Genomic DNA, 21,518 nt, shown 5'->3' with positions numbered 1-21,518 from the left:
GAGTTCCCTCGGACGGCCCATGCCTGGGAGCTTCAGCGAGAACCCTGCCTCGATGTCACATTCCAGGCCCCGACGCGGAGAGAGTCAAGACGTTCCGGGGGGTCGTTTCGCAAATTCTGGACCCCGTTCACCGGGCGTTCCCCGAGGACCGGCCGGTGCCTCGCCTGTCTCCGCGCCGGCCCCGTCCACCTGCGGGTTCGCTTCGGCGGCGGTCGGCCGTCCAGCCGCGTCCGGGGACCTGCGCGCGGCGTCGGCCCAGCTCGCGTGATGCCGTGCGGCCCAGCCGGGGTCCACCCGCCCGGTCAGCATCCCTGTCAGCGCCTCGCGATCCCTCAGCGCCTCCCACAGGTGCCCGGCGGTCACCGCGAGGACGGCGAGGAAGAGCCAGTCGTGGACGAAGGTGGAGCCCGTGCGCCACCGGTCTTCCCACGGGCCGGGGAAGGTCATGATCTCGCCGGTGCCGAGCATGACGAGGATCGCGCCCGCCGTGAACGCCGCGTTCAGCTTCTGGCCCGCGTTGAACTTGCCTACTGGCAGGACCCCGCGCCCGTCCCGGACGGCCCTGCGGTCGCCGCGCCTTAGCCACTCCCAGTCCGCGGGCACGAACCTGTTCAGCCTGCGAAGGTCGGTCCTGAACGCCCGGGACAGCAGACCGAGCACGATCGGCACGGGCAGGGCGAACCCGCACCAGACATGGACGGTCTTGACCATCTCCCTGCGGCCCACCAGCGTCGAGAGCGGCGGCAGGTAGAGCACGGCGGCGGTCAGCAGGCAGACCAGCATCAGCAGTGCGGTGACATGGTGGATCGAACGCTCGGCCCGGGTGAAGCGCACGAGCCGTCCCGGCGGCTCAGGTCGGTGCATCGCTGCGTCCGTTCGACCGTCCCACCCAGGCGTCCACGTCGTAACCGAGTTCCTCCCAGTAGCCGGGCTTCACCCGGTCGGTCAGTTCGATGCCGCCCAGCCATTTCAGCGACTTGTAGCCGTACATGGGCGCGACGTACAGCCGCGTGGGACCGCCGTGATCGTGGGTGACGGGCTTGCCGTCCATCTGGGTCGCGACCAGGACGTCCCGCCGTCGCGCCTGCTCCAGCGTCAGCGACTCGGTGTAGACGCCGTCGAACGACGTGAACCGCACGGCGCGGGCTCGGGCGGACACTCCGACCGCGTCCAGCAGGTCGGGCAGTGCCACGCCGACCCACCGCACATCCGGCACCCGCCAGCCCGTGACGCACTGGAAGTCCCTGTCGAGCGCTGTCTGCGGAAAATGCGCTAGATCGGCCATCCCAAATGATTGCGGCTTGTCCACAAGACCGGAAACGGTCACCCGGTGCGTAGCGGCGCTGTGCCGCTTCACACCGGGCGTGACCGAGTAGTAGCGAAACCCGCCGGCAGCAGGCAGGACGTCCCCGATCGGCCCGACCGGCGCCAGGGTCCGGCTCACCTTGTCCTGGACGGACGCGCCCACGGCGGCCCCCGCCACGCCGAGGCCGAGCATCCCCAGGACGACCCTCCGCCCCACCGGGCTGCCTTCCAGTCGTTCGTCCTCGCTCACCGCTCCATTCGAGCACCCCGGCCTGCGGCTCGCCAGGGGGCGGAGGACCTCGTAAGACTTCTGACAGATCCCGGCGTCGCCTCCGACCGGCTCCGGGCGCCGCCCTAAGCTGACCCCATGGCCACGAAGGTTCACCTCGCGCAGCGTCCAGAGGCCGACGAACTGCTCGGACGCAGTCCGCTGGCCGCTCTTGTGGGCATGCTGCTCGACCAGCAGATCCCGATGGAATGGGCGTTCTCCGGCCCCTACACCATCGCGCAGCGGCTCGGTTCGGACGATCTGGACGCCTACGAGATCGCCGCCTACGACCCGGAGCGGTTCGCGGCGCTCCTGGCGGAGAAGCCGGCCGTCCATCGGTATCCCGGTTCGATGGCCAAGCGCGTCCAGCAGCTGTGCCAGTACCTCGTGGACCACTACGAGGGTGACGCCGAGAAGGTGTGGAAGGGCGTCGACAGCGGCAAGGAGCTCTACAAGCGGCTGAACGGCCTCCCGGGCTTCGGCAAGCAGAAGGCGCAGATCTTCCTGGCCCTGCTGGGCAAGCAGTACGGAGTGCGGCCGGAAGGCTGGCGCGAGGCCGCCGGCGACTACGGCGAGGAGGGCTCGCACCGGTCCGTCGCCGACATCACCGGACCCGACTCCCTCGCCAGGGTGCGGGCCTTCAAGCAGGAGATGAAGGCCGCCGCCAAGGCGGCCGGGTGAGGTCGCGAGCAGGACGGAACTCGCCGAACGGGGCGAGTTGACACCCCGTGACGCATGTACGCCGTAACATCTCCTACTTGCCGTCCATGCCGGGCCGCCGCGCGCGCCCTCACACGACGGTGTCCGAAACCGACGAGTTCGTCCGGGGCCGAAGGGGCAAGGATGTTCATCAGGGCTTCCGTACGCGGCGAACCATCGGGATGATGAAGACCTGACTCCGACCGGTGTTGTGATGGAGGCGGGAGCGTTAACCTGCTCCCATTCACTCATAGTGATGAATAATTGCCGCGCGGTACGGGACCCTCTGGGGCGGAGGTGTTGTCGTTGAGCACCGAGACGTCCGTTCCGCATCCCCGCGTCTCAGGGGTGGAGGGGCAGCCCATGGATGCGTCCGACGCCGCGCTGTACGCGACCTTGCTGCGGGAAGCGCCCGAAGGGCTGGCGTTCTTCGATCGCGATCTGCGTTGCCGCCGGGCCAACGACGCGCTCGCGGAGTTGCTGGACGTGCGCGTCCGCGATCTCCAGCAGCGACGGCCGTCGGAGGTGCTGCCCGAGGCGCTGGCGGCGGCGTTCGAGACGGCGCTCCGCAAGGTGATCGCCGACGACCGCCCGGTGACCGACCTCGAACTCGTCGTCCCGGTCCGGGATGCCGATGCGACCGGCGATGCGCCCGGCGTGGCCACCGCCGTCGAGGAGCGCATCCTGGCGTGCACGTGGCTGCCCGCCAAGGGCGGCGGCGACGAGCGGCCGGGCGTCGTCCTGACCGCTCTGGACGTGACCGAGCGGCGCAGGGCCGAGGAGGTCATCCGCCGCAAGGAGCAGCGCTACCGCTCGCTCGTGGAGGCCAGCGCCCAGGTGGTGTGGGTCGCCGCGCCGGCCGGCGGGGCGATCGACGACGCGCCCGAGTGGCGCGCCATCACCGGCCAGACGCCGGACGACTACGCGGTCGGCGGCTGGCTGTCGGTCGTGCATCCCGAGGACCGGCCCCGCATCGAGACGCACTGGCGCGACTGCGTGGCAGAGAACCGGGTCTTCGAGACCAACTACCGCATCCGCACCAAGAGCGGCACCTACCGGCACTTCGACGTCAGGGCCGTGCCCATCTGGCGCGGCGACGCGGTGATCGAGTGGGTCGGCGCCAACACCGACGTCACCGGGCAGCGCGAGGCCGAGGAGATGCGCGGCCGGCTGACCGAGCAGCTCTCGGCGGCGGCGCTGCGCACCGCGCGCCTCCAGCAGGCCACGTCCATGCTCGCCGAGGCCCTGACCGTCTCCCAGGTGGTCCAGGTCATCACCGAGGTCGGGCGGTCCGCCATCGGCGCCGACTACTCCGCGGTGGCGCTGCTGGACGACGACAAGCTGCGGCTCAGCATCGTGGCACCGTCCCAGCCGGGGACGGAGAGCGAGACGCCGTCGCCGTCCCGCGACGGGATCAAGGTCAGCGACCAGACCGTGATGTCGGTGGCGGTGCGCGAGAGCCGGCCGTTCCTGGCCGAGCACCCCGACAGCCTGCGCCTGCAACTGGGCCACGGCGAGCGCGACCTGTTCGCCCAGCACACGGAGGAGCGTGCCTGGGTGGGCCTGCCGCTGCTCGCGGCCGGCGCCCCGATCGGCGCGCTCCGCTTCTCCTTCACCCGGCCCAGGGAGATCACCGAGGAGGAGCGGGTCTTCCTGGAGGCGCTCGCGGGCCAGTGCGCGCTGGCCGTGGAGCGGGCCCTGCTGTTCGAGCGCGAGCACAAGACCGCCGAGGAGCTACAGCGGAGCCTGCTGCCCAGCGACCTGCCGCAGCTGCCGGGCATGGCGCTCGCCGCCCGCTACAACCCCGCGACGCGCCACGTGCAGGTGGGCGGCGACTGGTACGACGTCTTCCGCCTCGCCGACAACCGGCTCGCCGTGGCCGTCGGCGACGTGATGGGCAAGGGCGTCCTCGCCGCGGCCGGAATGGGCCGCGTGCGCAACGCCCTGCGCGCCCTCGCGCTGAACGACCCGCGCCCCGCCGCGGTCCTGGCCGGCCTCGACCGGCTGTTCAGCGCCACGGAGGACGAGGAGCAGTTCACCACCGTCGTCTACGCGGTCATCGATCCTGAGACCGGGCAGGGAGAGCTCAGCAACGCGGGCCACCCTCCGGCCCTGCTGATCTCGCCCGACACGCCCGCGCGTGTGAGCAAGCGCGAACCCGGAACCCCCCTCGGCTGGCCGAGCCAGCGGCAGCAGACAAGTTTTTCCATCAGGACCGGCAACACTGTGGTCTTCTATTCCGATGGACTTGTGGAGAACCGTAGGCGTGGGGTGGACGCCGGGCTTGAGGAGCTCGTCGCCGTCGCGGCGGACGCCCCACCTGAAGTGGTAGGAGATCCCGAGAGACTCGTCGACTTCCTGGTCGATCGGATGCTTGCCGGATATGAGCAGGTAGACGATGTGACCGTGCTTGCGCTGCACGTCCCGCCCAAGTCCGAGTGAACCCCGCCGAAGACGGCGCCGAGACGGTCCGCGACGTTCGAAGGACCGCCCCGCGCCCTCTAAGGTGGAGTGTTACCGGGTAGGACTCCAAGGCGGAATGCGCAGCAGTGCCAGAATGCTTGACCCAGAGAGAGCGGGTACGCTGCGGTCCCGCACCGGGAGGTCCGCTCCGTGTGTGGTCCCACCCAGTGTGAGGCCGAGCCCGTCAGGGCACTTGGGTCAACCAAGCCACACGTTCGTTCGAGAGGTATTTGTGTCGCCTGCTAGCTCGACCTCGAAAGCGTCAGATCTGCACGATCACGTCATCGCGCAACTGATCGAGCGTGGACGGTCCCAGGGTTACCTCGAAGCCGACGACGTACGACGTACGTTCGAGGAGGCCGACATCCCCGTGTCGAAGGCCTCCAGCATTCTGCGGAGCCTCAGCAAGGAGGGTGTGACCGTCATGGTGAGCGCTGCCGACTCCGCGGCGCCCAAGCGTCCGCGCAAGCGCGCGACGCCGCCGGCACGCAGGCCCAAGACCGCCGCCGCCGCCAAGGAGCAGCCCGACACGGTGACCGCCGTCGTCGGCGACGACGCGCCGGAGGAGGCCGCCGCCGCGCCGCGCCCGGCGGCTCCCAAGCCCGCGCCGCCGAAGAAGGCCGCGCCGGCCAAGGGCGCCAAGGCGAAGAAGGCCGGACCGGCGAAGAAGGGCGCGCAGCCGGTCAAGGCCGCCCCGTCCGACAGGGCCGACAAGGGTGAGGACCCCGAGGTCGACGACGAGGTCGACGTCGACCTCGACGAGGACCTGACCGACCTCGAGGCCGAGCTCGTGGACGACACGGCCGAGGCCGAGGAGCCCGAGGCCGAGGCCGAGGAGGAGCCCGCCGCCGCGCCCGTCGCGAAGGCCGCTCCGGGCGCCAAGGGCGACACCCCGACCTCCGAGGAGGAGGGGTTCACCCTCGGCGACGACGACGAGGACGCGCCCGCCCAGCAGATCGCGGCCGCCGGCGCCACCGCCGACCCGGTCAAGGACTACCTCAAGCAGATCGGCAAGGTGCCGCTGCTGAACGCCGAGCAGGAGGTCGAGCTCGCCAAGCGGATCGAGGCCGGCCTGTTCGCCGAGGAGCGCCTCGCCGTCACCGGCCCCTCGATGTCCGAAGAGGACCTCGAGGACTTCGAGTGGATCGCCGAGGACGGCCGCCGCGCCAAGAACCACCTGCTGGAGGCCAACCTCCGCCTGGTGGTCTCGCTGGCCAAGCGCTACACCGGCCGCGGCATGCTGTTCCTCGACCTGATCCAGGAGGGCAACCTCGGCCTGATCCGCGCGGTCGAGAAGTTCGACTACACCAAGGGCTACAAGTTCTCCACGTACGCCACCTGGTGGATCCGGCAGGCCATCACCCGCGCCATGGCCGACCAGGCCCGCACCATCCGCATCCCGGTGCACATGGTCGAGGTCATCAACAAGCTGGCGCGCGTGCAGCGGCAGATGCTCCAGGACCTGGGCCGCGAGCCCACCCCGGAGGAGCTGGCCAAGGAGCTCGACATGACCCCGGAGAAGGTCGTCGAGGTCCAGAAGTACGGCCGCGAGCCCATCTCGCTGCACACGCCGCTCGGTGAGGACGGCGACAGCGAGTTCGGCGATCTCATCGAGGACTCCGAGGCCATCGTCCCGGCCGACGCGGTCAGCTTCACGCTGCTGCAGGAGCAGCTCCACTCCGTTCTCGACACGCTCAGCGAGCGCGAGGCGGGCGTGGTGTCGATGAGGTTCGGCCTCACCGACGGGCAGCCGAAGACGCTGGACGAGATCGGCAAGGTGTACGGGGTGACCCGGGAGCGCATCCGGCAGATCGAGTCCAAGACCATGTCGAAGCTGCGGCACCCGTCCCGCTCGCAGGTCCTGCGCGACTACCTGGACTGACCGGCCGCACCGCGGACCGACCGACGGCAGGGCCCCGGCGATCGCGCCGGGGCCCTGCCGCCCCGCGCCCTGCCCCACTGGCTCCGCGCGCCCCGCGCGCTTCAAACCACCCACGCGCCACCGACGCCGTTCGCGTGCCGCCGACACGCCGCCGACACGCCGTCCGCGTGCCACCGACGCCGTCCACGTGCCGCTGGCCCGTTCGCGTGGCCAGGGGCGTTCGCGTGGTGGCCTGTTCGCGCGGCCTGGCAATTCGTGCTTCGAGACCGTTCGCGTGGCCGGGGCCGTTTGAGGGGCCCGGCCTGTGTTCGCTCCAAGACCAACCGCGTGGTGCTGGCCTGTGCGGGGCCGGAGCGGTGGCGGGGGTGGTTTTTGGGGTGCTTGGGGCGTTGGGGTGGCCAGGTGTGGCCGCGGGGCGTCAGTCGTGGAGGATGACGTCGAGGTTCGCGCCGTTCAGTTCGACGGTGTGGCCGAGGCCGGCGACGGCCTTCAGCAGCTCCTCCGGGGTGCGCGGCGCGGCGCCCGACTTGATCAGGTCGTGGGCGACGCGTCCGCGGGTGGCCTTGGCCATGTGGCTGACGACGGTGCGCTTGGGGACGCCGCCGACGAGGCGCTCCCGGAACACCCGGACGGAGACCGCCGGGCCGGGCGCCTTCCACACCGATGCGTACGGTCCGGACCGCATGTCCACGACCAGGTCGTCGTCCAGGCGGAGGGTCCTGCGCATCGCCGGGCGCCACGACGCCCCCAGGCCGCTTCCAGGCGGCAGTGACACGCCCATGGACAGCCGGTAGGGCGGGACGCGGTCGGTGAGCCTCAGCGCGCCCCACAGCCCCGAGAACACGATGATCTGCCGGGCGGCGGCCTCGGTGTCCAGATCGGCCAGGTCGAGGTTGTCGTAGAGGACGCCGGTGTAGAGCTGCGCCACGGGCAGTGTCGGGGCCTTGCGGAGAGCCTTGTTGCGAGCGAGGGCCTCGTCGGCCTGTCCGGGGGGAAGCCCGAGAACCTCCGCCGCGTCGGCGCCCCGGGACGCCTTCGCCAGGGCCGCCAGGACGCGCCGCCTCGTCGGCGTCAGGCCGGGGAAGCTCAGTGAGGCCAGGTCGAGGGGCGGACCGTCCCCCTCGGTAGCCTTCTTCTCCGACGGCGGCAGCAGGATGTGCACGATCCCCCCGAAAGCGGTGACGGATGGCGCGGTCATTGGACAGGCGTTTGGGCGAACTGGTCGCCGAGGCGTGGCCCGCGCCGTTCGCCCAGGATATGGGCGGCTGGCTGCTGCGCCACGCCGACGGTGTGACCAAGCGGGCCAACTCCGTCCTGCCCGTGCACGACCCAGGGGACGTGGACCTGGCCATCGGGCGGGCCGAGCGCTTCTACACCGAGCTCGGGCTGCCGACCGTGTTCCTGATGGACGCCCAGGCGCGGCCCGAGGGGCTCGACGGAGTCCTTGAGCGGCGAGGCTACGAGCTGGTCGAACCGACGATCGCGATGACGACGGACCTGAGCGGTCCCCGCGAGCGCGGCGGCGTGGACGTCATGGACGCCCCGTCGCGGGAGTGGCTCGATCTGTGGTGGTCGGTGGACGGTCGCCACGACCATCAGCTGCCGATGGCGGAGAAGATCCTCACGGGGGTGGGCGCGGGCTACGCCGGGGTGGACGGCCTCGCCGTGGGGCGCGGCGTCATCCAGGGGAAGTGGCTCGGCGTCTACGCCATGGCCGTCGCGCCGGACGCGCGACGGCGGGGCCTGGGGCGGCGCGTCCTGCGGGCTCTTCTCGGCTGGGGGAGCGAGCGGGGATGCGAGCGGGCGTACCTGGTCGTCGTCGAGCGGAACGCCGCCGCCAGGGCGCTGTACGAATCGGAGGGGTTCGTGCCGGCGGCCGCATATCACTACCGCGTAAGGAATGTCACCGCGAGGTGAGAACCGCGGGGGCGAGCGCATCAGGGCACTGTCCCAATATGGTTACGTTATGCAGTCACTCATATACTCTCCGCAGTTATCGCCGCATCGCGCTGCGGGGAGGGCCAATGGAGGAAAAGGGAACGGCGACCACCGTCTCCGGTGGCCGCCGTCCTTGGCTCGCTCTATTTGGAGGTCTACCGCTCCTCGTCCGGAGCGACAGTCGGGGTTTCGGTAAGCCGGTCGGTCTCGTCCTGTATGTCGGCCCCGTTGGAGCGGAGCGCCTCTGCGTACTTGCGACCGTGGTGGGCGCAGAACAGAAGGTCGCCGCCGCCTACAAGGACCGCACGGACGTAGGCCTGAGCGCCGCAGCGGTCGCATCGGTCGGCGACGGTCAGCGGCTTGGTTGGGGCAAGGGCTCCAGTCACGGCACCTTCCTCATGCTCGGGGTCGGTACTTAGGACAACATCTAACCCGACGTGGGCGTTCCCAACCTGGTTCTTCGTACGCCCACAGCAGAATGGCCCAATAAGTGACCGAGGTCACATTAGGCCGCGTCCCACCGGAACAGGCGCACGGCGATCAAGGCTCCGACGACCGCGACCCCCAGCAGAACGGCGATCTGGGGCAACGCCGAGGTCGGCCCGAGTCCTCTGCCCATCACATTGAGCATGCCCTCGTTGAGATAGCGCAGGGGGAAGATGTACGACAGCGTCCTCATCCAGGTCGGCGAGGCGTCCAGCGGGAAGAACGAGCCGCCGAGGAACGCCATCGGCAGCACGATCAGCTGGGTCACGGCCTGCGCGGTCTCCTGCGTCTTGGCCCACGCGCCGATCAGCATCCCGATCGACAGGAAGGCCAGCACGCCCGCGATGACCATCGGGATCGCCATCCACCAGGCGCCACTGAGCTTCAGGCCGAACATCGGGAGCTGCGCCACGAGCACGAAGAGCGCGAACTGGACGAGCGCCACGGCGAGGCTGACCGCCACGCGCGCGGCGAACACGGTGGGGATGGGGGCCGGGGAAAGCTGGAGGCGGCGCAGGATGCCCTTGGTCCGCCACGTGACGAGCGTCTGGGACGCCCCGAAGACGCCCGCCGACGCCAGCGCCCAGCCCAGCAGGCTCGGCGTGAAGAACTGGATGGCCTTGAGCGAGTCGTCCTCCACCCGCTGGTCGGTCAGCCGGTAGGCAGGCGGCTTGCCGGAGGCCGAGAGGTTCGCCGACTGGACGACCGAGTTCATCAGCCCCCGCACGGTCCCGGACTTGACCTGGTCGGCCGCCGAGTAGTGGACGACCAGCTCGCCCCCGCGCTGCTCCACGACGGCGTCCGCGTCGCCCTTCTCCACCGTGCGCAGGGCGGCGGCGCGGTCGGCGGCCTTCTCGACCTTCATGACCTTGCCGAGCTCGCCCCCTGCCTGCGCCACCGCCTGGTCGAGGACCGGTGCCTTGCCCACCTCCAGGATCTTCACCTTGGACGTGGACTGGTGGCCGAAGATCCCGCCGAAGACGACCAGGAACATCAGGGGGAACAGCACCGTGAAGAACAGCGCCGTGCGGTCGCGCCGGAAGCCCAGGAACATCGCTCTGGACAGGCTCTTGAAACTCTCGAACGTGCTCACGCCCTGTACTCCCGTCCGGTGAGCTCCAGAAAGACGTCCTCAAGGGTGGCGCCGCGGATCTGGACGCCGTCCAGCGCGTTCTTCGCGGCCATGGCGGCGACCACCGCGGAGGGGTCGCGGGTGGAGATGGTGAGCGAGACGCCGTCGTCCTCGGCCTCGTCCGCGCCCGGCAGGAGCCGCGCGTCGGCCACGTCCAGGACGCCGCTGGCCACGCTGATCCTGGCCGGGGCGTCCAGCCCGCGCACCAGGACCGCGGGCGGGCCGAGCCGCAGGACCCTGCCCGCGTCCATGATGGCGACGCGGTCGCACAGGCTCTCCGCCTCGTCCATGTAGTGCGTGGTCAGGACGATGGTGCGGCCCTCGGTGTTGATCGACCGGAGCACGTCCCACAGGTTGCGGCGCGCCTGCGGGTCCAGCGCGGCGGTGGGCTCGTCCAGGAACACGAGCTCGGGGTCGTGCACGAGCGCGCACGCGATGGACAGGCGCTGCGCCTGGCCGCCCGACAGCTTCTCGACGCGGGTGTCGGCCTTGTCGTCCAGGCCGACCAGTTCGAGCATCGAGTCGGCCTTCTTCGCGGGGACGCCGTAGAGGGAGCCGAACGTCCGCAGCTGCTCGCGCGCGGTCAGCCGCTCGAAGAAGGAGGACGCCTGCAACTGGACGCCGATCCGGGGGAGCAGCTTGGAGTTGCGCGGCCAGGGGGACATACCGAGCACGGTGAGGTCGCCCTCGTCCGGCTCCCGCAGGCCCTCGATGATTTCCAGGGTGGTGGTCTTGCCCGCGCCGTTCGGCCCGAGGATGCCGAAGAACTCGCCCTCCTCGACGGAGAACGTCACCCCGTCCACGGCTCGGACGTCCCCGTATCGCTTGCGGAGGCCCGAGACCTCGATCGTTTGCGCCATGCGAGGACAGTAGGGATTAATCGGGCTTTCGCGCACCCACCCTCGGGTGGAGGTCCGGGTCCAGAAGTCGGAGTGCGGGTAGCCTGGCGAACCGTACGGGCCCTCCCGCGCCGGCGTGCGGAACGTCGGCGGCGGCGAGCCTTTCGGTGGATTGTCGGCGGCCGGGGGTACCCTGCTGCCGACCGTCCTACCCCCGAGGAGCACACGCACGTTGACCGCCGCGACCGCCGAAGCGACAACCGAAGACCCGCACGGCTACTCCGCCCGGCACCTCTCGGTGCTGGAGGGGCTGGAGGCCGTGCGCAAGCGACCCGGCATGTACATCGGGTCCACCGACAGCCGTGGCCTCGCGCACTGCCTGTGGGAGATCGTCGACAACTCCGTCGACGAGGCCCTCGCGGGCTACTGCACGCACATCAGCGTGACGATGCACGCCGACGGCTCCTTCGAGGTGGGCGACAACGGCCGCGGCATCCCGGTCGACCTGGAGCCCAAGACGGGCCTGCCCGGCGTCGAGCTGGTCATGACGCGGCTGCACGCGGGAGGGAAGTTCGGCGGCGTGTCCTACACCGCCTCCGGCGGCCTGCACGGCGTCGGCGCCTCCGTCGTCAACGCCCTGTCCGCGCGGCTGGACGTGGAGGTCGACCGCGACGGCCACACCCACGCCATCAGTTTCCGGCGCGGCCTGCCCGGCGAGTTCGCCGAGGACGGCCGCCCGAACGCCCGGTTCAAGAAGAAGTCGGGCCTGCGGCAGATCCGCAAGGTCGCCAAGAAGACCACCGGCAACCGCACCCGGTTCTGGCCCGACATGCAGATCTTCCTGAAGGACGCCACGGTCGAGCAGTCCCTCGTCCTCGACCGGATGCGGCAGACCGCGTTCCTCATCCCGGGCCTGACCATCGACGTCCGCGACGAGCGCGGCGAGGAGGTCGTCGACGAGACGTTCCGGTTCGACGGCGGCATCAGCGAGTACTGCTCCTATCTCGCCAAGGACGCCCCGATCGTCGACGTGCTGCGGCTCCAGGGGCGCGGCCACTTCACCGAGACCGTCCCCGTCCTCGACGAGCAGGGCCACCTGACGCCCACCGACGTCGAGCGCGATCTCGAGGTCGACGTCGCGCTGCGCTGGGGCAACGGCTACGACACGATCACCAAGTCGTTCGTCAACGTGATCGCTACCCCGAAGGGCGGCACGCACGTGCGCGGCTTCGACCGCGCCGTGCTCAAGGTCCTCAACGAGCAGCTCCGCGCGGTGAAGCTGCTCAAGAACGGCGACGAGGACGTCATCAAGGAGGACGTCCTGGAGGGCCTCACCGCCGTGGTGACGGTCCGCCTCCCCGAGCCGCAGTTCGAGGGCCAGACCAAGGAGATCCTCGGCACCTCCGCGGCGACGCGCATCGTCTCCCAGGTCGTGCAGCGCGAGCTGCGCGCGATCTTCGAGAACCCGTCGCGCGGGCAGAAGCAGCCGCTGCGCGCCGTCCTGGAGAAGGTGGTCGGCGCGGCCAAGACGCGCATCGCCGCCCGCACCCAGCGCGACAACCAGCGCCGCAAGAACGCCCTGGAGAACTCCGCCCTCCCGGCCAAGCTCGTCGACTGCCGCTCCGCCGACGACCGCAGCGAGCTGTTCATCGTCGAGGGCGACTCGGCCCTCGGCACCGCCAAGCTGGCCCGCAACTCCGAGTTCCAGGCACTGCTGCCCATCCGCGGCAAGATCCTGAACGTGCAGAAGGCGTCCGTCGCCGACATGCTGAAGAACGCCGAGTGCGCCGCGATCATCCAGGTGCTCGGCGCCGGGTCGGGGCGGACGTTCGACGTCGAGGCCGCCCGCTACGGGCGCGTGGTGATCCTCGCCGACGCCGACGTCGACGGCGCGCACATCCGCACGCTGCTGCTCACGCTCTTCCACCGCTACATGCGGCCGATGCTGGAGGCCGGGCGGATCTACTCCGCCGTCCCGCCGCTGCACCGCATCGAGCTGGTCAAGCCGCGCAAGGGGCAGGACAAGTACATCTACACCTACTCCGACGCCGAGCTGCGGCAGCGGCTCGTCGAGCTGGAGCGCAAGGGCCAGCGCTGGAAGGAGCCGATCCAGCGCTACAAGGGCCTCGGTGAGATGGACGCCGACCAGCTGGCCGAGACGACGCTCGACCCCCGGCACCGGGTGCTGCGCCGCGTGCGCATCGAGGACGCCGAGGAGGCGGGCAAGGTGTTCGACCTGCTCATGGGCAGCGAGGTCGCCCCGCGCCGCGCGTTCATCACCGCCGGGGCCACCGAGCTGGACGTGGAGCGCATCGACACCTGATCTCCACCCTGGGGTGGAGTGCGGGAAGTCCAGCCGTGCGGCGATCCGCGCGAGGGCCGTCCCGTCCTACCCTCGGGGCATGAACACGCTGGACGACGTCCTCCCCGCCGCCGTCGCCGCCCCCTCGGTCCCGTGCCGGCGGTGGCGGGCGGGTCTCGCCGACGCGCGCCGCGCGCACGCCGTGCCCCTTGTCGCCGTGCCCCTTGTCGCCGTGCCGGTCGGCGTGGCGCCATGAGGATCACCCGTGTCGTGATCGCCGGGGGCCTGGTGACCTGGGTCCTCACCGCCTACGTACGCGGGATGCTCAGGGCCGATCCCGCTCCGGCGCTGCACGGCGCCGGCCTGGCACTCGTCGTGCTCAACGTGGTCATGTTCGCCTTGCTGGGGAGCGGCATCTGGGTCGGGCGCAAGAGCGAGACGCGGCACCGGCGTGCGGGCGTGGCCCTTCTGCTGGCGGCCATCGGTTCGGCGCTGGCGCTGTACGCGCTCGCCCCCGACTCCGGCACCGGGTTCTTCTTCTCCATGGCCGGGCTCTGGATGCTGCTGATGTGGCTGCCGATGCCGGGGGGCATCGCGGTGAGCGCGCTGACGGTCGCCGCGATCGGCGGTCTGGGGGAGGCGTTCGGCTCCGGCGGCGCCGACGTCGGTCAGATGGCGGCGGTCGCGGGCATCACGCTGGGCGCGCTCGCGAGCCGCCGGGGCAAGGCCGCGCAGGAGGCGACCCGCCGCGCGGAGGCGGCCAACGCGGTCCTCGCGGAGCGGTCGCACCTCGCGCGGGAGATCCACGACATCCTGGCCCACTCGCTGTCGGCGCAGATCGTCCATCTGGAGGGGGCGCGGCTGCTGCTGGCGCGGGACGGCGACCGCGCCCAGGCCCTGGATCGGGTGGAGCGCGCGCGGAACCTCGCCCGGTCCGGCCTGGAGGAGACGAGGCGGGCCCTGGCCACGCTGCGCGGGGAGATCCCGCAGCCCAAAGAGGTCATCCAAGAGCTCGCGGAGGAGTTCCACGCCAGCACCGGGCGCCCCTGCGACGTGCACGTGACGGGCGCACCGCGCGAGCTGCCGCCGCAGGCCGGGCTCGCGGTCGTCCGGACCGCGCAGGAGGCGCTCACCAACGTCCGCAAGCACGCTCCCGGCGCGCGCGCCCACGTCGCCTTGCGGTACCTCGCCGGCAGGGTGGAGCTCGAAGTGACCGATACGGGCGGCACCGAGCCCGTCGAGAAGCCGGACGGCGGCGGCTACGGCCTCGTGGGCATGCGGGAGCGCGCGGAGCTGATCGATGGGACGCTGGTGACCGGACCGGACGGCAAGGGATTCCGCGTGTCCCTCAGCGTGCCGGCCTGACGGGAGGGCGAGCGGTGAGCGACACGGCGAGGATCCTGGTCGTCGACGACCAGACCGTGGTGCGGGAGGGCCTGGTCCTCCTGCTGGAACTGCTGCCGGGCATCGAGGTCGCGGGGGCGTGCGGCGACGGCGAGCGGGCCGTGGCGATGGTCGCCGAGCTGCGTCCCGACGTCGTCCTGATGGACCTGCGCATGCCGCGGATGGACGGGGTGGAGGCGACGCGCCGGATCAGGGAGGCGCACCCGGACGTCGGGATCGTCGTCCTCACCACCTACGCCGACGACGAGTCGATCTTCGCCGCGCTGCGCGCCGGGGCCCGCGGCTACCTCACCAAGGACGCCGACGCCGACGAGATCGCCCGCGCCGTCGCCGCCGTCCGCGGGGGCGCGTCGCGGCTGGACCCGGCCGTCCAGCGCCGGCTGGTCGAGGCCGTGGCGGCCGGCGAGGCCCCCCGCCGGGCTTCGGGCTCCGGGCTGCCGGACGGCCTGACCAGGCGCGAGGCGGAGGTGCTGGCCCTCATCGCCCGGGGGCGCTCCAACGCCGAGATCGCGGGCGACCTGTTCATCTCCGAGGCGACCGTCAAGACGCACATCAACAACCTGTTCGCCAAGGCGAACCTTCGCGATCGGGCCCAGGCCGTCACCTACGCCTTCCGGCACGGACTCGGCGGATGATCTTCGGTCAGGGTCCGGCAAGGGCCGGGTCAAGCCCCCGTCGCGCGCGCCCGCGCGGCCCCAGCATGGGACCGTGCTGAGAACCTGCATGATCGCGGACTACCTGCGCCCCTACGCGCAATGGCGGATCAACCGCCCCGACCCCTGCGACGACGGCCGGAACGCCCGCGCCGCGATCGGCCTCATCGACGCGGCCGCCTACGTGAACGAGCTGGACGACAGCGAACGCGTCATCGTGCGCATGGCCATCGCCGGCTGCTTCACCCTGGGCCGCTTCAACCCGGGCGCGGAGGGGGAGAAGGTCATCCGGTTCTGGCACTACGACGACGCCTCCGGCGGCCCGGCCGACCTCCTGGAGATCCTGGCGGACTGCGCCGAGCGCGGCCTGCGGACGACGGTGCCGCATCCCCGCGAGGGCCAGACCGCCCCTGTGTGATCAGGCCGACTCGTTGCCGGGCCTCCACTTGATGCCGCACCCCAGGCTGGGCGTGTGGGGCTCGGGGACGTCCTCTCCGGCCAGGACCAGGTCGAGCGCGGCTCTGAGCGCGGCGCCGTCCGCCACGACGTCGTTGCTCGGCCTCGCCCCGGCGAACTCGCCCCGGTAGGCGAGCGTGCGCTCTCGTCCGTAGAGGAAGAAGTCGGGCGTGCAGGCGGCCTTGAACGCCTTGGCCGTCTCCTGCGACTCGTCCACCAGGTACGGGAAGCCGAACCCGGCCCTCTTCGCCTGCTCCCGGAGGTGGTCGGCGCCGTCGTCGGGATAGTTGGAGACGTCGTTGCTGCACACGGCGACCGTGGCCAGCCCCCTGGTCGCGTACTCGGCGGTGAGAGCGCCGATCCCGTCCTCGATCCGCCGCACGTAGGGGCAGTGGTTGGACAGGAACACCACGAGGAGGGCCGCCGCGTCCGGGAAGTCGCCGTCCGAGACGAACCCGCCCTCGACGGAGGGGAGCCGGAACGCGGGGACGGGGGAGCCGAGCGGAACCATGAACGATGCGATGGCCATGCCCCCATCATGGCCCACCGGTGACCAAGCGATCGCTTGCTAGGCTTCGGGCATGCCCTCCCAGGACCACATGAAGCAGGCGCTCCAGACCTACGTCGACGCCTTCAACGCCGCCGACGCGGTGACCGTTTCCGGCCTCTACGCCGACGACGCCGTCATCGAGGACCCGGTCGGCCACCCCCCGATCAGCGGCCGGGCCGCCATCGAGGAGTTCTACGCCAACGCCATCGCCGGCGGCGCCAAGCTCACCCTGGACGCCCCCATCCGCGGCTCCCACGGCGACCGCGCCGCCATGGCCTTCACCGTCGACGTCCCGGGCCTGCGCGTCCACGCCATCGACGTCATGACCTTCAACGCCGAAGGCAAGATCGTCCGGATGGAGGCCCACTGGGGCCCCGACGACATCGAGACCTGACGGCCTGGGGAAGGCGTCGCCGCGTCTCTGCCGGGGGTGGAGCGACCTTGTCGCCATCGGCGCGCCCGCCGACGAAGGTGCGGGAACCGTGTCCGTGCCGAGCCTTATGGCGCCGTGTCCGGCGGCCTGGTGACCTCGAAGGCATGGACTGCGAGTGGCCGCATCCGGCCGCGCGCTTTCTGTAACTCATCGCTCACTGCAGGTGAGAGCCGGAAAGGGCGGGTAGGGTCCGCTCTCAATCCCGGTACGTGCACGCTCCGTAATCAAGTGAGTCGCCGAGACGTCTAGCAGCCGAGCGTGACGTGATGAACACTCCTTGTGTTCGGTCCCCCTGGCTCACCTGCCGCCGCTCACGCCTCAGACACACCCCGCGTCTCGGGGTGCGCGTGGGCACCGGCGGTGGGGAGCCACCGTCGAAGGAGAACATATGTCGTCGATCAAGACCACGGCTCTGGCCCTGGCCGCGACCGCCGCGGTGACCGGCCTGGTCACCGCCGGAGTCGCCAGCGCCCAGACCCCCGCCCAGACCCCCGCCAAGCCCGCCGCGGCCCGGACCGCCGCCGTTCCGCCGGGCTATCAGATCGTGGCCCTGCCGAACGCCAACGTCCCCAACTTCCAGCGGCGGGTCGTCGTCTGCCCAGGCACCAAGCACGTCCTCGGCGGCGGCGGGGAGGCGCGCGGCAACGGCGCCATCCTGGTGGGCTCGTTCCCCACCGACGACGGTCGCGGCTGGATCGCGCTCGGCCGCCAGATCGGCTACAACGACGTCGGCATCAGCGTCTACGCGATCTGCGCCGACTGACGTCGACCCCTTCCGCCGGTCCCGGCCGCCTCCGAGCCGCCGGACGGTGAGTGAGGGGCGGAGGCCCCGGGCGACCGCCCGGGGCCTTTCGCGTCATTCCTCTTCGGGGGGCGCTTCTTCGGGGGCCGGGCCGATCGGACCGCTGACGGCGGTCAGCGGCGTGTCCAGCGGCTCGCCAGAGCCGTCCCTGCGGCCCAGGGTGACGTTGAGCGTCGCGGGCCTGCCGCCGGCGCCCGCCGCCCGCAGGGGCGTCAGGGCCGCCCAGGCCTGGAGCAGCACGTCCTCGCCCTTGAGGAAGCGGTGGGCGCGGACGCCGCCGGTGGCGCGGCCCTTGGACGGGAAGTCGGCGAAGTCGGCGAGTTTGATCCCGCCGGTCTGGGTGCCCGGCAGCGCCGAGGACGAGCCGGAGACCGTGATGACGCGGGCCTCGCGGGACGGGTCGAGGGCGCCGAACCACAGGACGCTCGCGCCGGAGCCGAGCTTGATGCCCGCCATGCCGCCGGCGGCCCGTCCCTGCGGACGGACGACGGACGCGGGGAAGTGCAGGAGCTGGGCGTCGGTGCTGATGAAGACCAGGTGCTGCTCTTCGGACGTCAGCTGGACGGCGCCGACCACGCGGTCGCCGTCCTTGAGGCCGATGACCTCGAACTCGTCGCGGTTGGCGGGGAAGTCGGGGACCACCCGTTTGACCACGCCCTGGGCGGTGCCCAGCGCCAGGCCGCCGCCTTCCTCGCCGACGGAGGCGATGCCCACGACCGTCTCGTCGGGCTCCAGATCGACGTACTCGGTGACCGGCGCCCCGCCCGCCAGGGACGGGGGCGTCGCGGACGGCGGCAGCGTCGGCAGGTCGAGGACGTCGACGCGGATCATCCGGCCCAGGGACGTCACCGCGCCGACCTGCCCGCGGGCGGTGGCGGGCACGACCGAGGCCAGCACGTCGTGCGCGGCGCGGGGGCCGCTGTCGGGCAGGGGCGAGGCGTCGTGCGTGCGGGCCATGAGGCCGGTGGCGGACAGCAGCACCGTGCACGGGTCGTCGGCGACCTCCAGCGGCACGGCGTTCGCGGCGGTCTGGCCCGAGGACTCCAGCAGGATGGTGCGGCGCGGGGTGGCGAACTCCTTGACGACCTCGCCCATCTCCTTGGAGACGACGCCGCGCAGCTTGCGCTCCGAGTCGAGGATCGCGGTCAGCTTGGCGATCTCCTTGGCGAGCTGCTCCTTCTCCTTCTCCAGCTCCAGCCGGTCGAAGCGGGTGAGGCGGCGCAGCGGGGTGTCGAGGATGTACTGCGCCTGGATCTCCGACAGCTCGAAGATCTGCATGAGGCGCTGCTTGGCCTGGGCGGCGTCGTCGCTCTGCCGGATGACCTGGATGACCTCGTCGATGTTCAGCAGGGCGACGAGCAGGCCCTCCACCAGGTGCAGGCGGTCCTCGCGCTTCCTGCGCCGGAACAGGGAGCGCCGGCGGACGACGTCGATGCGGTGGTCGATGTAGACCTGGAGCAGGTCGCGCAGCCCGAGCGTGCGGGGCTGGCCGTCGACCAGGGCGACGTTGTTGATGCCGAACGTCTCCTCCATCGGCGTCAGCCGGTAGAGGTCGGCGAGGACGGCCTCGGGGTTGAAGCCGTTCTTGATCTCGATGACCAGGCGGAGGCCGACGGTGCGGTCGGTGAGGTCCTTCAGGTCGGCGATGCCCTGGATCTTCTTGGCGTTGACCAGTTCCTTGATCTTGGCCTTCACCCGCTCGGGGCCGACGGCGTAGGGCAGCTCGCTGACGATGATGCCCTTGCGGCGGGGCGTGACGCTCTCGATGGAGACCGTGGCGCGGGTGCGGAACGTCCCCCGGCCGCGCTCGTAGGCGTCGCGGATGCCGTCCAGCCCGACGATCTTGCCCCCGGTGGGCAGGTCGGGGCCGGGCACGAAGCGCATCAGCTCTTCCAGCGTGGCGTCCGGATGGTCGATCAGGTGCCGGGCCGCGGCGACGACCTCGCCGAGGTTGTGCGGCGCCATGTTCGTGGCCATCCCGACCGCGATGCCGGACGCGCCGTTGACCAGCAGGTTCGGGAACGCGGCGGGCAGCACCTCCGGCTCCTGCTCCTGCCCGTCGTAGTTGGGCCGGAACTCGACGGTGTCCTCGTCGATGGAGGAGACCATCAGCATCGCCTCGCGGGACAGCCGCGCCTCGGTGTACCGCATGGCGGCGGGCATGTCGTCGCCGCCGAGCGACCCGAAGTTGCCGTGCCCGTCCACGAGCGGCATCCGCATCGCCCAGGGCTGCGCCATCCGCACCATCGCGTCGTAGATGGCGCTGTCGCCGTGCGGGTGCAGCTTGCCCATGACCTCGCCGACGACGCGGGCGCACTTGACGTGCCCGCGGTCGGGGCGCAGCCCCATCTCGTTCATCGAGTACAGGATCCGCCGCTGGACGGGCTTCATGCCGTCGCGCGCGTCGGGAAGGGCCCGCTGGTAGATGACCGAGTAGGCGTATTCGAGGAAGCTGCCGCGCATCTCGTCGGAGACGTCGACGTCGACGATGTTCTCCTCGAAGTCCGGCGGAGGTGGAGGGGCTTGGGATCCGCGTCGTGCCATGCCCCACATTGTGGCCGGTCCCGGGGACATCTTTCGCCCGCCTCACCGGGTGATCCGGCCGAGTCGGCGGATCGATCCCGTTTCGTCACCTCCGCGGACCTGGCAGATTGGGTGGGAACCCTGCCGGTTTCTCCGGGGGAAGTTCGTCGAGCAGGTGGAGGTTTCGTTGAGCGGGCTGGCCGACTTCCAGAACTCGATCTATCTGCAGGGGCTCGGAGACGTCCTGCCGGCGCTGCCCACGGACCTGACGAGACTGGAGGGCCTCGCCGAGCGGTCGCTGTCGGCGCGGGCGTTCGGCTACGTGGCCGGGTCGGCGGGCAGCGAGGCGACCGCGCGGGCGAACCGCGCCGCGTTCGACCGGTGGCGGATCGTCCCGCGCATGCTGCGGGACGTCGCCGAGCGCGACCTGTCGGTGACCGTGCTGGGCACCCCGATGCCGTCGCCGGTCCTGCTCGGCCCCATCGGCGTGCAGTCGATCCTCCATCCGGACGGCGAGCTGGCGGTCGCGCGGGCGGCCGCGGCCGAGGGGCTGACGATGGTGCTGAGCACCGCGTCCTCGTTCGGCATCGAGGAGGTCGCGGAGGCGAACGGGGACGGGCCGCGCTGGTACCAGCTGTACTGGCCGAAGGACCGGGAGCTCGCCGTCAGCTTCCTGGAGCGGGCGAAGTCGGCCGGGTACACCGCCCTGGTCGTCACGCTCGACACGTTCACGCTGGCGTGGCGCCCGCGCGATCTGGACCAGGCCTATCTGCCGTTCCTGCGGGGGATCGGCGTCGCGAACTACTTCAGCGACCCGGTCTTCCAGAAGGCCGTCGGCGGGCCGGTGACGGAGGCCAACCGCGACATGGCGCTCCTGCACTGGGTGGCCAACTTCGGCAACCCGAGCCTGACCTGGGACGACCTGATCTTCCTGCGCGAGCACTGGGACGGGCCCATCGCGCTCAAGGGCATCCAGCATCCCGACGACGCCCGCCAGGCCGTGGACGAGGGGATGGACGCCGTCGTCGTCTCCAACCACGGCGGGCGCCAGGTGGACGGCGCGGTCGCGTCGCTGGACGCGCTCCCCGGCGTGGTCGAGGCCGTCCGCGACCAGGCGACGGTCCTGTTCGACAGCGGGATCCGGACCGGGGCCGACATCGTCAAGGCGCTCGCCCTGGGCGCCGAAGCCGTCCTGGTCGCGCGGCCGTACGCCTACGGGCTGGCCCTGGGCGGCCAGGCGGGCGTCCAGCACGTCCTGCGCTGCCTCCAGGCCGAACTGGAGCTCACGATGGCGCTTTCCGGCGTCAAGCGTCCGGACGAACTGCACCCGGAGGTTCTCGTTCGCGCTTAGCCCGCGCGAGGGCGAGGTCCGCCCGCCGGACT

At 71.2% G+C, this 21,518-nt stretch carries 20 protein-coding genes; 12 read left to right on the top strand and 8 right to left on the bottom strand.

What is annotated here, in order from left to right; all coding sequences use genetic code 11:
- Nucleotides 1-84: 84 nt before the first annotated feature.
- Entirely contained in the window at nucleotides 85-864 is a 780-nt protein-coding gene (locus AB0C87_RS35240) for a cytochrome b/b6 domain-containing protein (protein ID WP_353834133.1), read from the bottom strand.
- Nucleotides 851-1,555: a molybdopterin-dependent oxidoreductase gene (locus AB0C87_RS35235; RefSeq protein ID WP_345183067.1), complete on the bottom strand. Its 705-nt coding sequence runs from the start codon at nucleotides 1,553-1,555 to the stop codon at nucleotides 851-853. Before AB0C87_RS35235 ends, AB0C87_RS35240 begins: the two co-directional genes overlap by 14 nt.
- A gap of 117 nt (nucleotides 1,556-1,672) precedes the next feature.
- Between AB0C87_RS35235 and AB0C87_RS35230 the strand changes: the two genes are divergently transcribed.
- The 3 genes from AB0C87_RS35230 (at nucleotide 1,673) to AB0C87_RS35220 (ending at nucleotide 6,617) form a co-directional block, all read left to right on the top strand.
- On the top strand, nucleotides 1,673-2,254 hold the full coding sequence (locus tag AB0C87_RS35230; protein WP_360581378.1) for an HhH-GPD-type base excision DNA repair protein: 582 nt from the start codon (nucleotides 1,673-1,675) through the stop codon (nucleotides 2,252-2,254).
- 381 nt (nucleotides 2,255-2,635) lie between these two features.
- The gene (locus tag AB0C87_RS35225) at nucleotides 2,636-4,714 is read left to right on the top strand and encodes a SpoIIE family protein phosphatase (protein WP_360581377.1); all 2,079 of its coding nucleotides are present in this window, start codon (nucleotides 2,636-2,638) and stop codon (nucleotides 4,712-4,714) included.
- 253 nt (nucleotides 4,715-4,967) lie between these two features.
- The gene (locus tag AB0C87_RS35220) at nucleotides 4,968-6,617 is read left to right on the top strand and encodes an RNA polymerase sigma factor (protein WP_353834129.1); all 1,650 of its coding nucleotides are present in this window, start codon (nucleotides 4,968-4,970) and stop codon (nucleotides 6,615-6,617) included.
- Between the two features lie 418 nt (nucleotides 6,618-7,035).
- Here the strand turns inward: AB0C87_RS35220 and AB0C87_RS35215 are convergent, their stop codons facing one another.
- Complete coding sequence (locus AB0C87_RS35215) at nucleotides 7,036-7,779, bottom strand: peroxide stress protein YaaA (RefSeq protein ID WP_360581409.1); 744 nt, start codon at nucleotides 7,777-7,779, stop codon at nucleotides 7,036-7,038.
- 35 nt (nucleotides 7,780-7,814) lie between these two features.
- Between AB0C87_RS35215 and AB0C87_RS35210 the strand changes: the two genes are divergently transcribed.
- Entirely contained in the window at nucleotides 7,815-8,534 is a 720-nt protein-coding gene (locus tag AB0C87_RS35210; protein WP_353834127.1) for a GNAT family N-acetyltransferase, read from the top strand.
- A 176-nt stretch (nucleotides 8,535-8,710) separates the two neighbouring features.
- On the opposite strand, the gene AB0C87_RS35205 is transcribed toward AB0C87_RS35210, so the two are convergent.
- The 3 genes from AB0C87_RS35205 to AB0C87_RS35195 all read right to left on the bottom strand — a co-directional run bounded on the left by AB0C87_RS35205 (nucleotide 8,711) and on the right by AB0C87_RS35195 (nucleotide 11,033).
- A complete protein-coding gene (locus tag AB0C87_RS35205; RefSeq protein WP_345185546.1) occupies nucleotides 8,711-8,941 on the bottom strand; it encodes a hypothetical protein in 231 nt (76 codons plus the stop codon).
- Nucleotides 8,942-9,060: 119 nt separating this feature from the next.
- Nucleotides 9,061-10,134: an ABC transporter permease gene (locus AB0C87_RS35200; RefSeq protein ID WP_345185550.1), complete on the bottom strand. Its 1,074-nt coding sequence runs from the start codon at nucleotides 10,132-10,134 to the stop codon at nucleotides 9,061-9,063.
- Nucleotides 10,131-11,033 (bottom strand): ABC transporter ATP-binding protein, encoded by a 903-nt coding sequence (locus tag AB0C87_RS35195; protein WP_345185553.1) that lies wholly within the window; start codon nucleotides 11,031-11,033, stop codon nucleotides 10,131-10,133. The genes AB0C87_RS35200 and AB0C87_RS35195 overlap by 4 nt, the downstream gene beginning before the upstream one ends.
- 211 nt (nucleotides 11,034-11,244) lie before the next feature.
- On the opposite strand from AB0C87_RS35195, the gene AB0C87_RS35190 reads away from it, so the two are divergent.
- From AB0C87_RS35190 to AB0C87_RS35170, 5 genes are all read left to right on the top strand, one after another.
- Entirely contained in the window at nucleotides 11,245-13,335 is a 2,091-nt protein-coding gene (locus AB0C87_RS35190) for a DNA topoisomerase IV subunit B (RefSeq protein ID WP_345185556.1), read from the top strand.
- 79 nt (nucleotides 13,336-13,414) lie between these two features.
- Nucleotides 13,415-13,570 (top strand): hypothetical protein, encoded by a 156-nt coding sequence (locus tag AB0C87_RS35185; RefSeq protein ID WP_360581376.1) that lies wholly within the window; start codon nucleotides 13,415-13,417, stop codon nucleotides 13,568-13,570.
- Complete coding sequence (locus AB0C87_RS35180; protein WP_360581375.1) at nucleotides 13,567-14,679, top strand: sensor histidine kinase; 1,113 nt, start codon at nucleotides 13,567-13,569, stop codon at nucleotides 14,677-14,679. Before AB0C87_RS35185 ends, AB0C87_RS35180 begins: the two co-directional genes overlap by 4 nt.
- 14 nt (nucleotides 14,680-14,693) lie before the next feature.
- Nucleotides 14,694-15,353: a response regulator transcription factor gene (locus AB0C87_RS35175; protein WP_345185566.1), complete on the top strand. Its 660-nt coding sequence runs from the start codon at nucleotides 14,694-14,696 to the stop codon at nucleotides 15,351-15,353.
- 73 nt (nucleotides 15,354-15,426) lie between these two features.
- Nucleotides 15,427-15,789 carry a hypothetical protein gene (locus AB0C87_RS35170; protein WP_345185568.1) on the top strand — a complete coding sequence of 121 codons (363 nt, stop codon included), beginning with the start codon at nucleotides 15,427-15,429 and terminating at the stop codon, nucleotides 15,787-15,789.
- Here AB0C87_RS35170 and AB0C87_RS35165 read toward each other — a convergent pair whose 3' ends face one another.
- Nucleotides 15,790-16,356, bottom strand: a complete 567-nt coding sequence (locus tag AB0C87_RS35165) for a thioredoxin family protein (protein ID WP_360581374.1) — start codon at nucleotides 16,354-16,356, stop codon at nucleotides 15,790-15,792.
- Between the two features lie 52 nt (nucleotides 16,357-16,408).
- Here AB0C87_RS35165 and AB0C87_RS35160 point away from each other — a divergent pair, with 52 nt between their 5' ends.
- Entirely contained in the window at nucleotides 16,409-16,771 is a 363-nt protein-coding gene (locus tag AB0C87_RS35160; protein WP_345185575.1) for a nuclear transport factor 2 family protein, read from the top strand.
- 427 nt (nucleotides 16,772-17,198) lie between these two features.
- Entirely contained in the window at nucleotides 17,199-17,573 is a 375-nt protein-coding gene (locus AB0C87_RS35155; RefSeq protein WP_360581373.1) for a hypothetical protein, read from the top strand.
- A gap of 93 nt (nucleotides 17,574-17,666) precedes the next feature.
- Here the strand turns inward: AB0C87_RS35155 and AB0C87_RS35150 are convergent, their stop codons facing one another.
- Nucleotides 17,667-20,156: a DNA topoisomerase IV subunit A gene (locus AB0C87_RS35150; RefSeq protein WP_345185583.1), complete on the bottom strand. Its 2,490-nt coding sequence runs from the start codon at nucleotides 20,154-20,156 to the stop codon at nucleotides 17,667-17,669.
- 166 nt (nucleotides 20,157-20,322) lie between these two features.
- Here AB0C87_RS35150 and AB0C87_RS35145 point away from each other — a divergent pair, with 166 nt between their 5' ends.
- Nucleotides 20,323-21,486, top strand: a complete 1,164-nt coding sequence (locus AB0C87_RS35145) for a lactate 2-monooxygenase (protein WP_345185586.1) — start codon at nucleotides 20,323-20,325, stop codon at nucleotides 21,484-21,486.
- The last annotated feature ends 32 nt before the right edge of the window (nucleotides 21,487-21,518 follow it).

The organism is Actinomadura sp. NPDC048021, from assembly GCF_040653135.1.
Taxonomy (GTDB): domain Bacteria; phylum Actinomycetota; class Actinomycetes; order Streptosporangiales; family Streptosporangiaceae; genus Spirillospora; species Spirillospora verrucosospora.
Note: the sequence above shows the minus strand (reverse complement) of the source record. Positions and strands in the feature narration are given on the sequence as shown.

Coding starts and splice junctions, on each gene's coding strand:
- AB0C87_RS35165 (WP_360581374.1), bottom strand. CDS start 16,356: ATGGCCATCGCATCGTTCATGGTTCCGCTCGGCTCCCCCGTCCCCGCG.
- AB0C87_RS35185 (WP_360581376.1), top strand. CDS start 13,415: ATGAACACGCTGGACGACGTCCTCCCCGCCGCCGTCGCCGCCCCCTCG.
- AB0C87_RS35150 (WP_345185583.1), bottom strand. CDS start 20,156: ATGGCACGACGCGGATCCCAAGCCCCTCCACCTCCGCCGGACTTCGAG.
- AB0C87_RS35240 (WP_353834133.1), bottom strand. CDS start 864: ATGCACCGACCTGAGCCGCCGGGACGGCTCGTGCGCTTCACCCGGGCC.
- AB0C87_RS35155 (WP_360581373.1), top strand. CDS start 17,199: ATGTCGTCGATCAAGACCACGGCTCTGGCCCTGGCCGCGACCGCCGCG.
- AB0C87_RS35225 (WP_360581377.1), top strand. CDS start 2,636: ATGGATGCGTCCGACGCCGCGCTGTACGCGACCTTGCTGCGGGAAGCG.
- AB0C87_RS35180 (WP_360581375.1), top strand. CDS start 13,567: ATGAGGATCACCCGTGTCGTGATCGCCGGGGGCCTGGTGACCTGGGTC.
- AB0C87_RS35230 (WP_360581378.1), top strand. CDS start 1,673: ATGGCCACGAAGGTTCACCTCGCGCAGCGTCCAGAGGCCGACGAACTG.
- AB0C87_RS35160 (WP_345185575.1), top strand. CDS start 16,409: ATGCCCTCCCAGGACCACATGAAGCAGGCGCTCCAGACCTACGTCGAC.
- AB0C87_RS35195 (WP_345185553.1), bottom strand. CDS start 11,033: ATGGCGCAAACGATCGAGGTCTCGGGCCTCCGCAAGCGATACGGGGAC.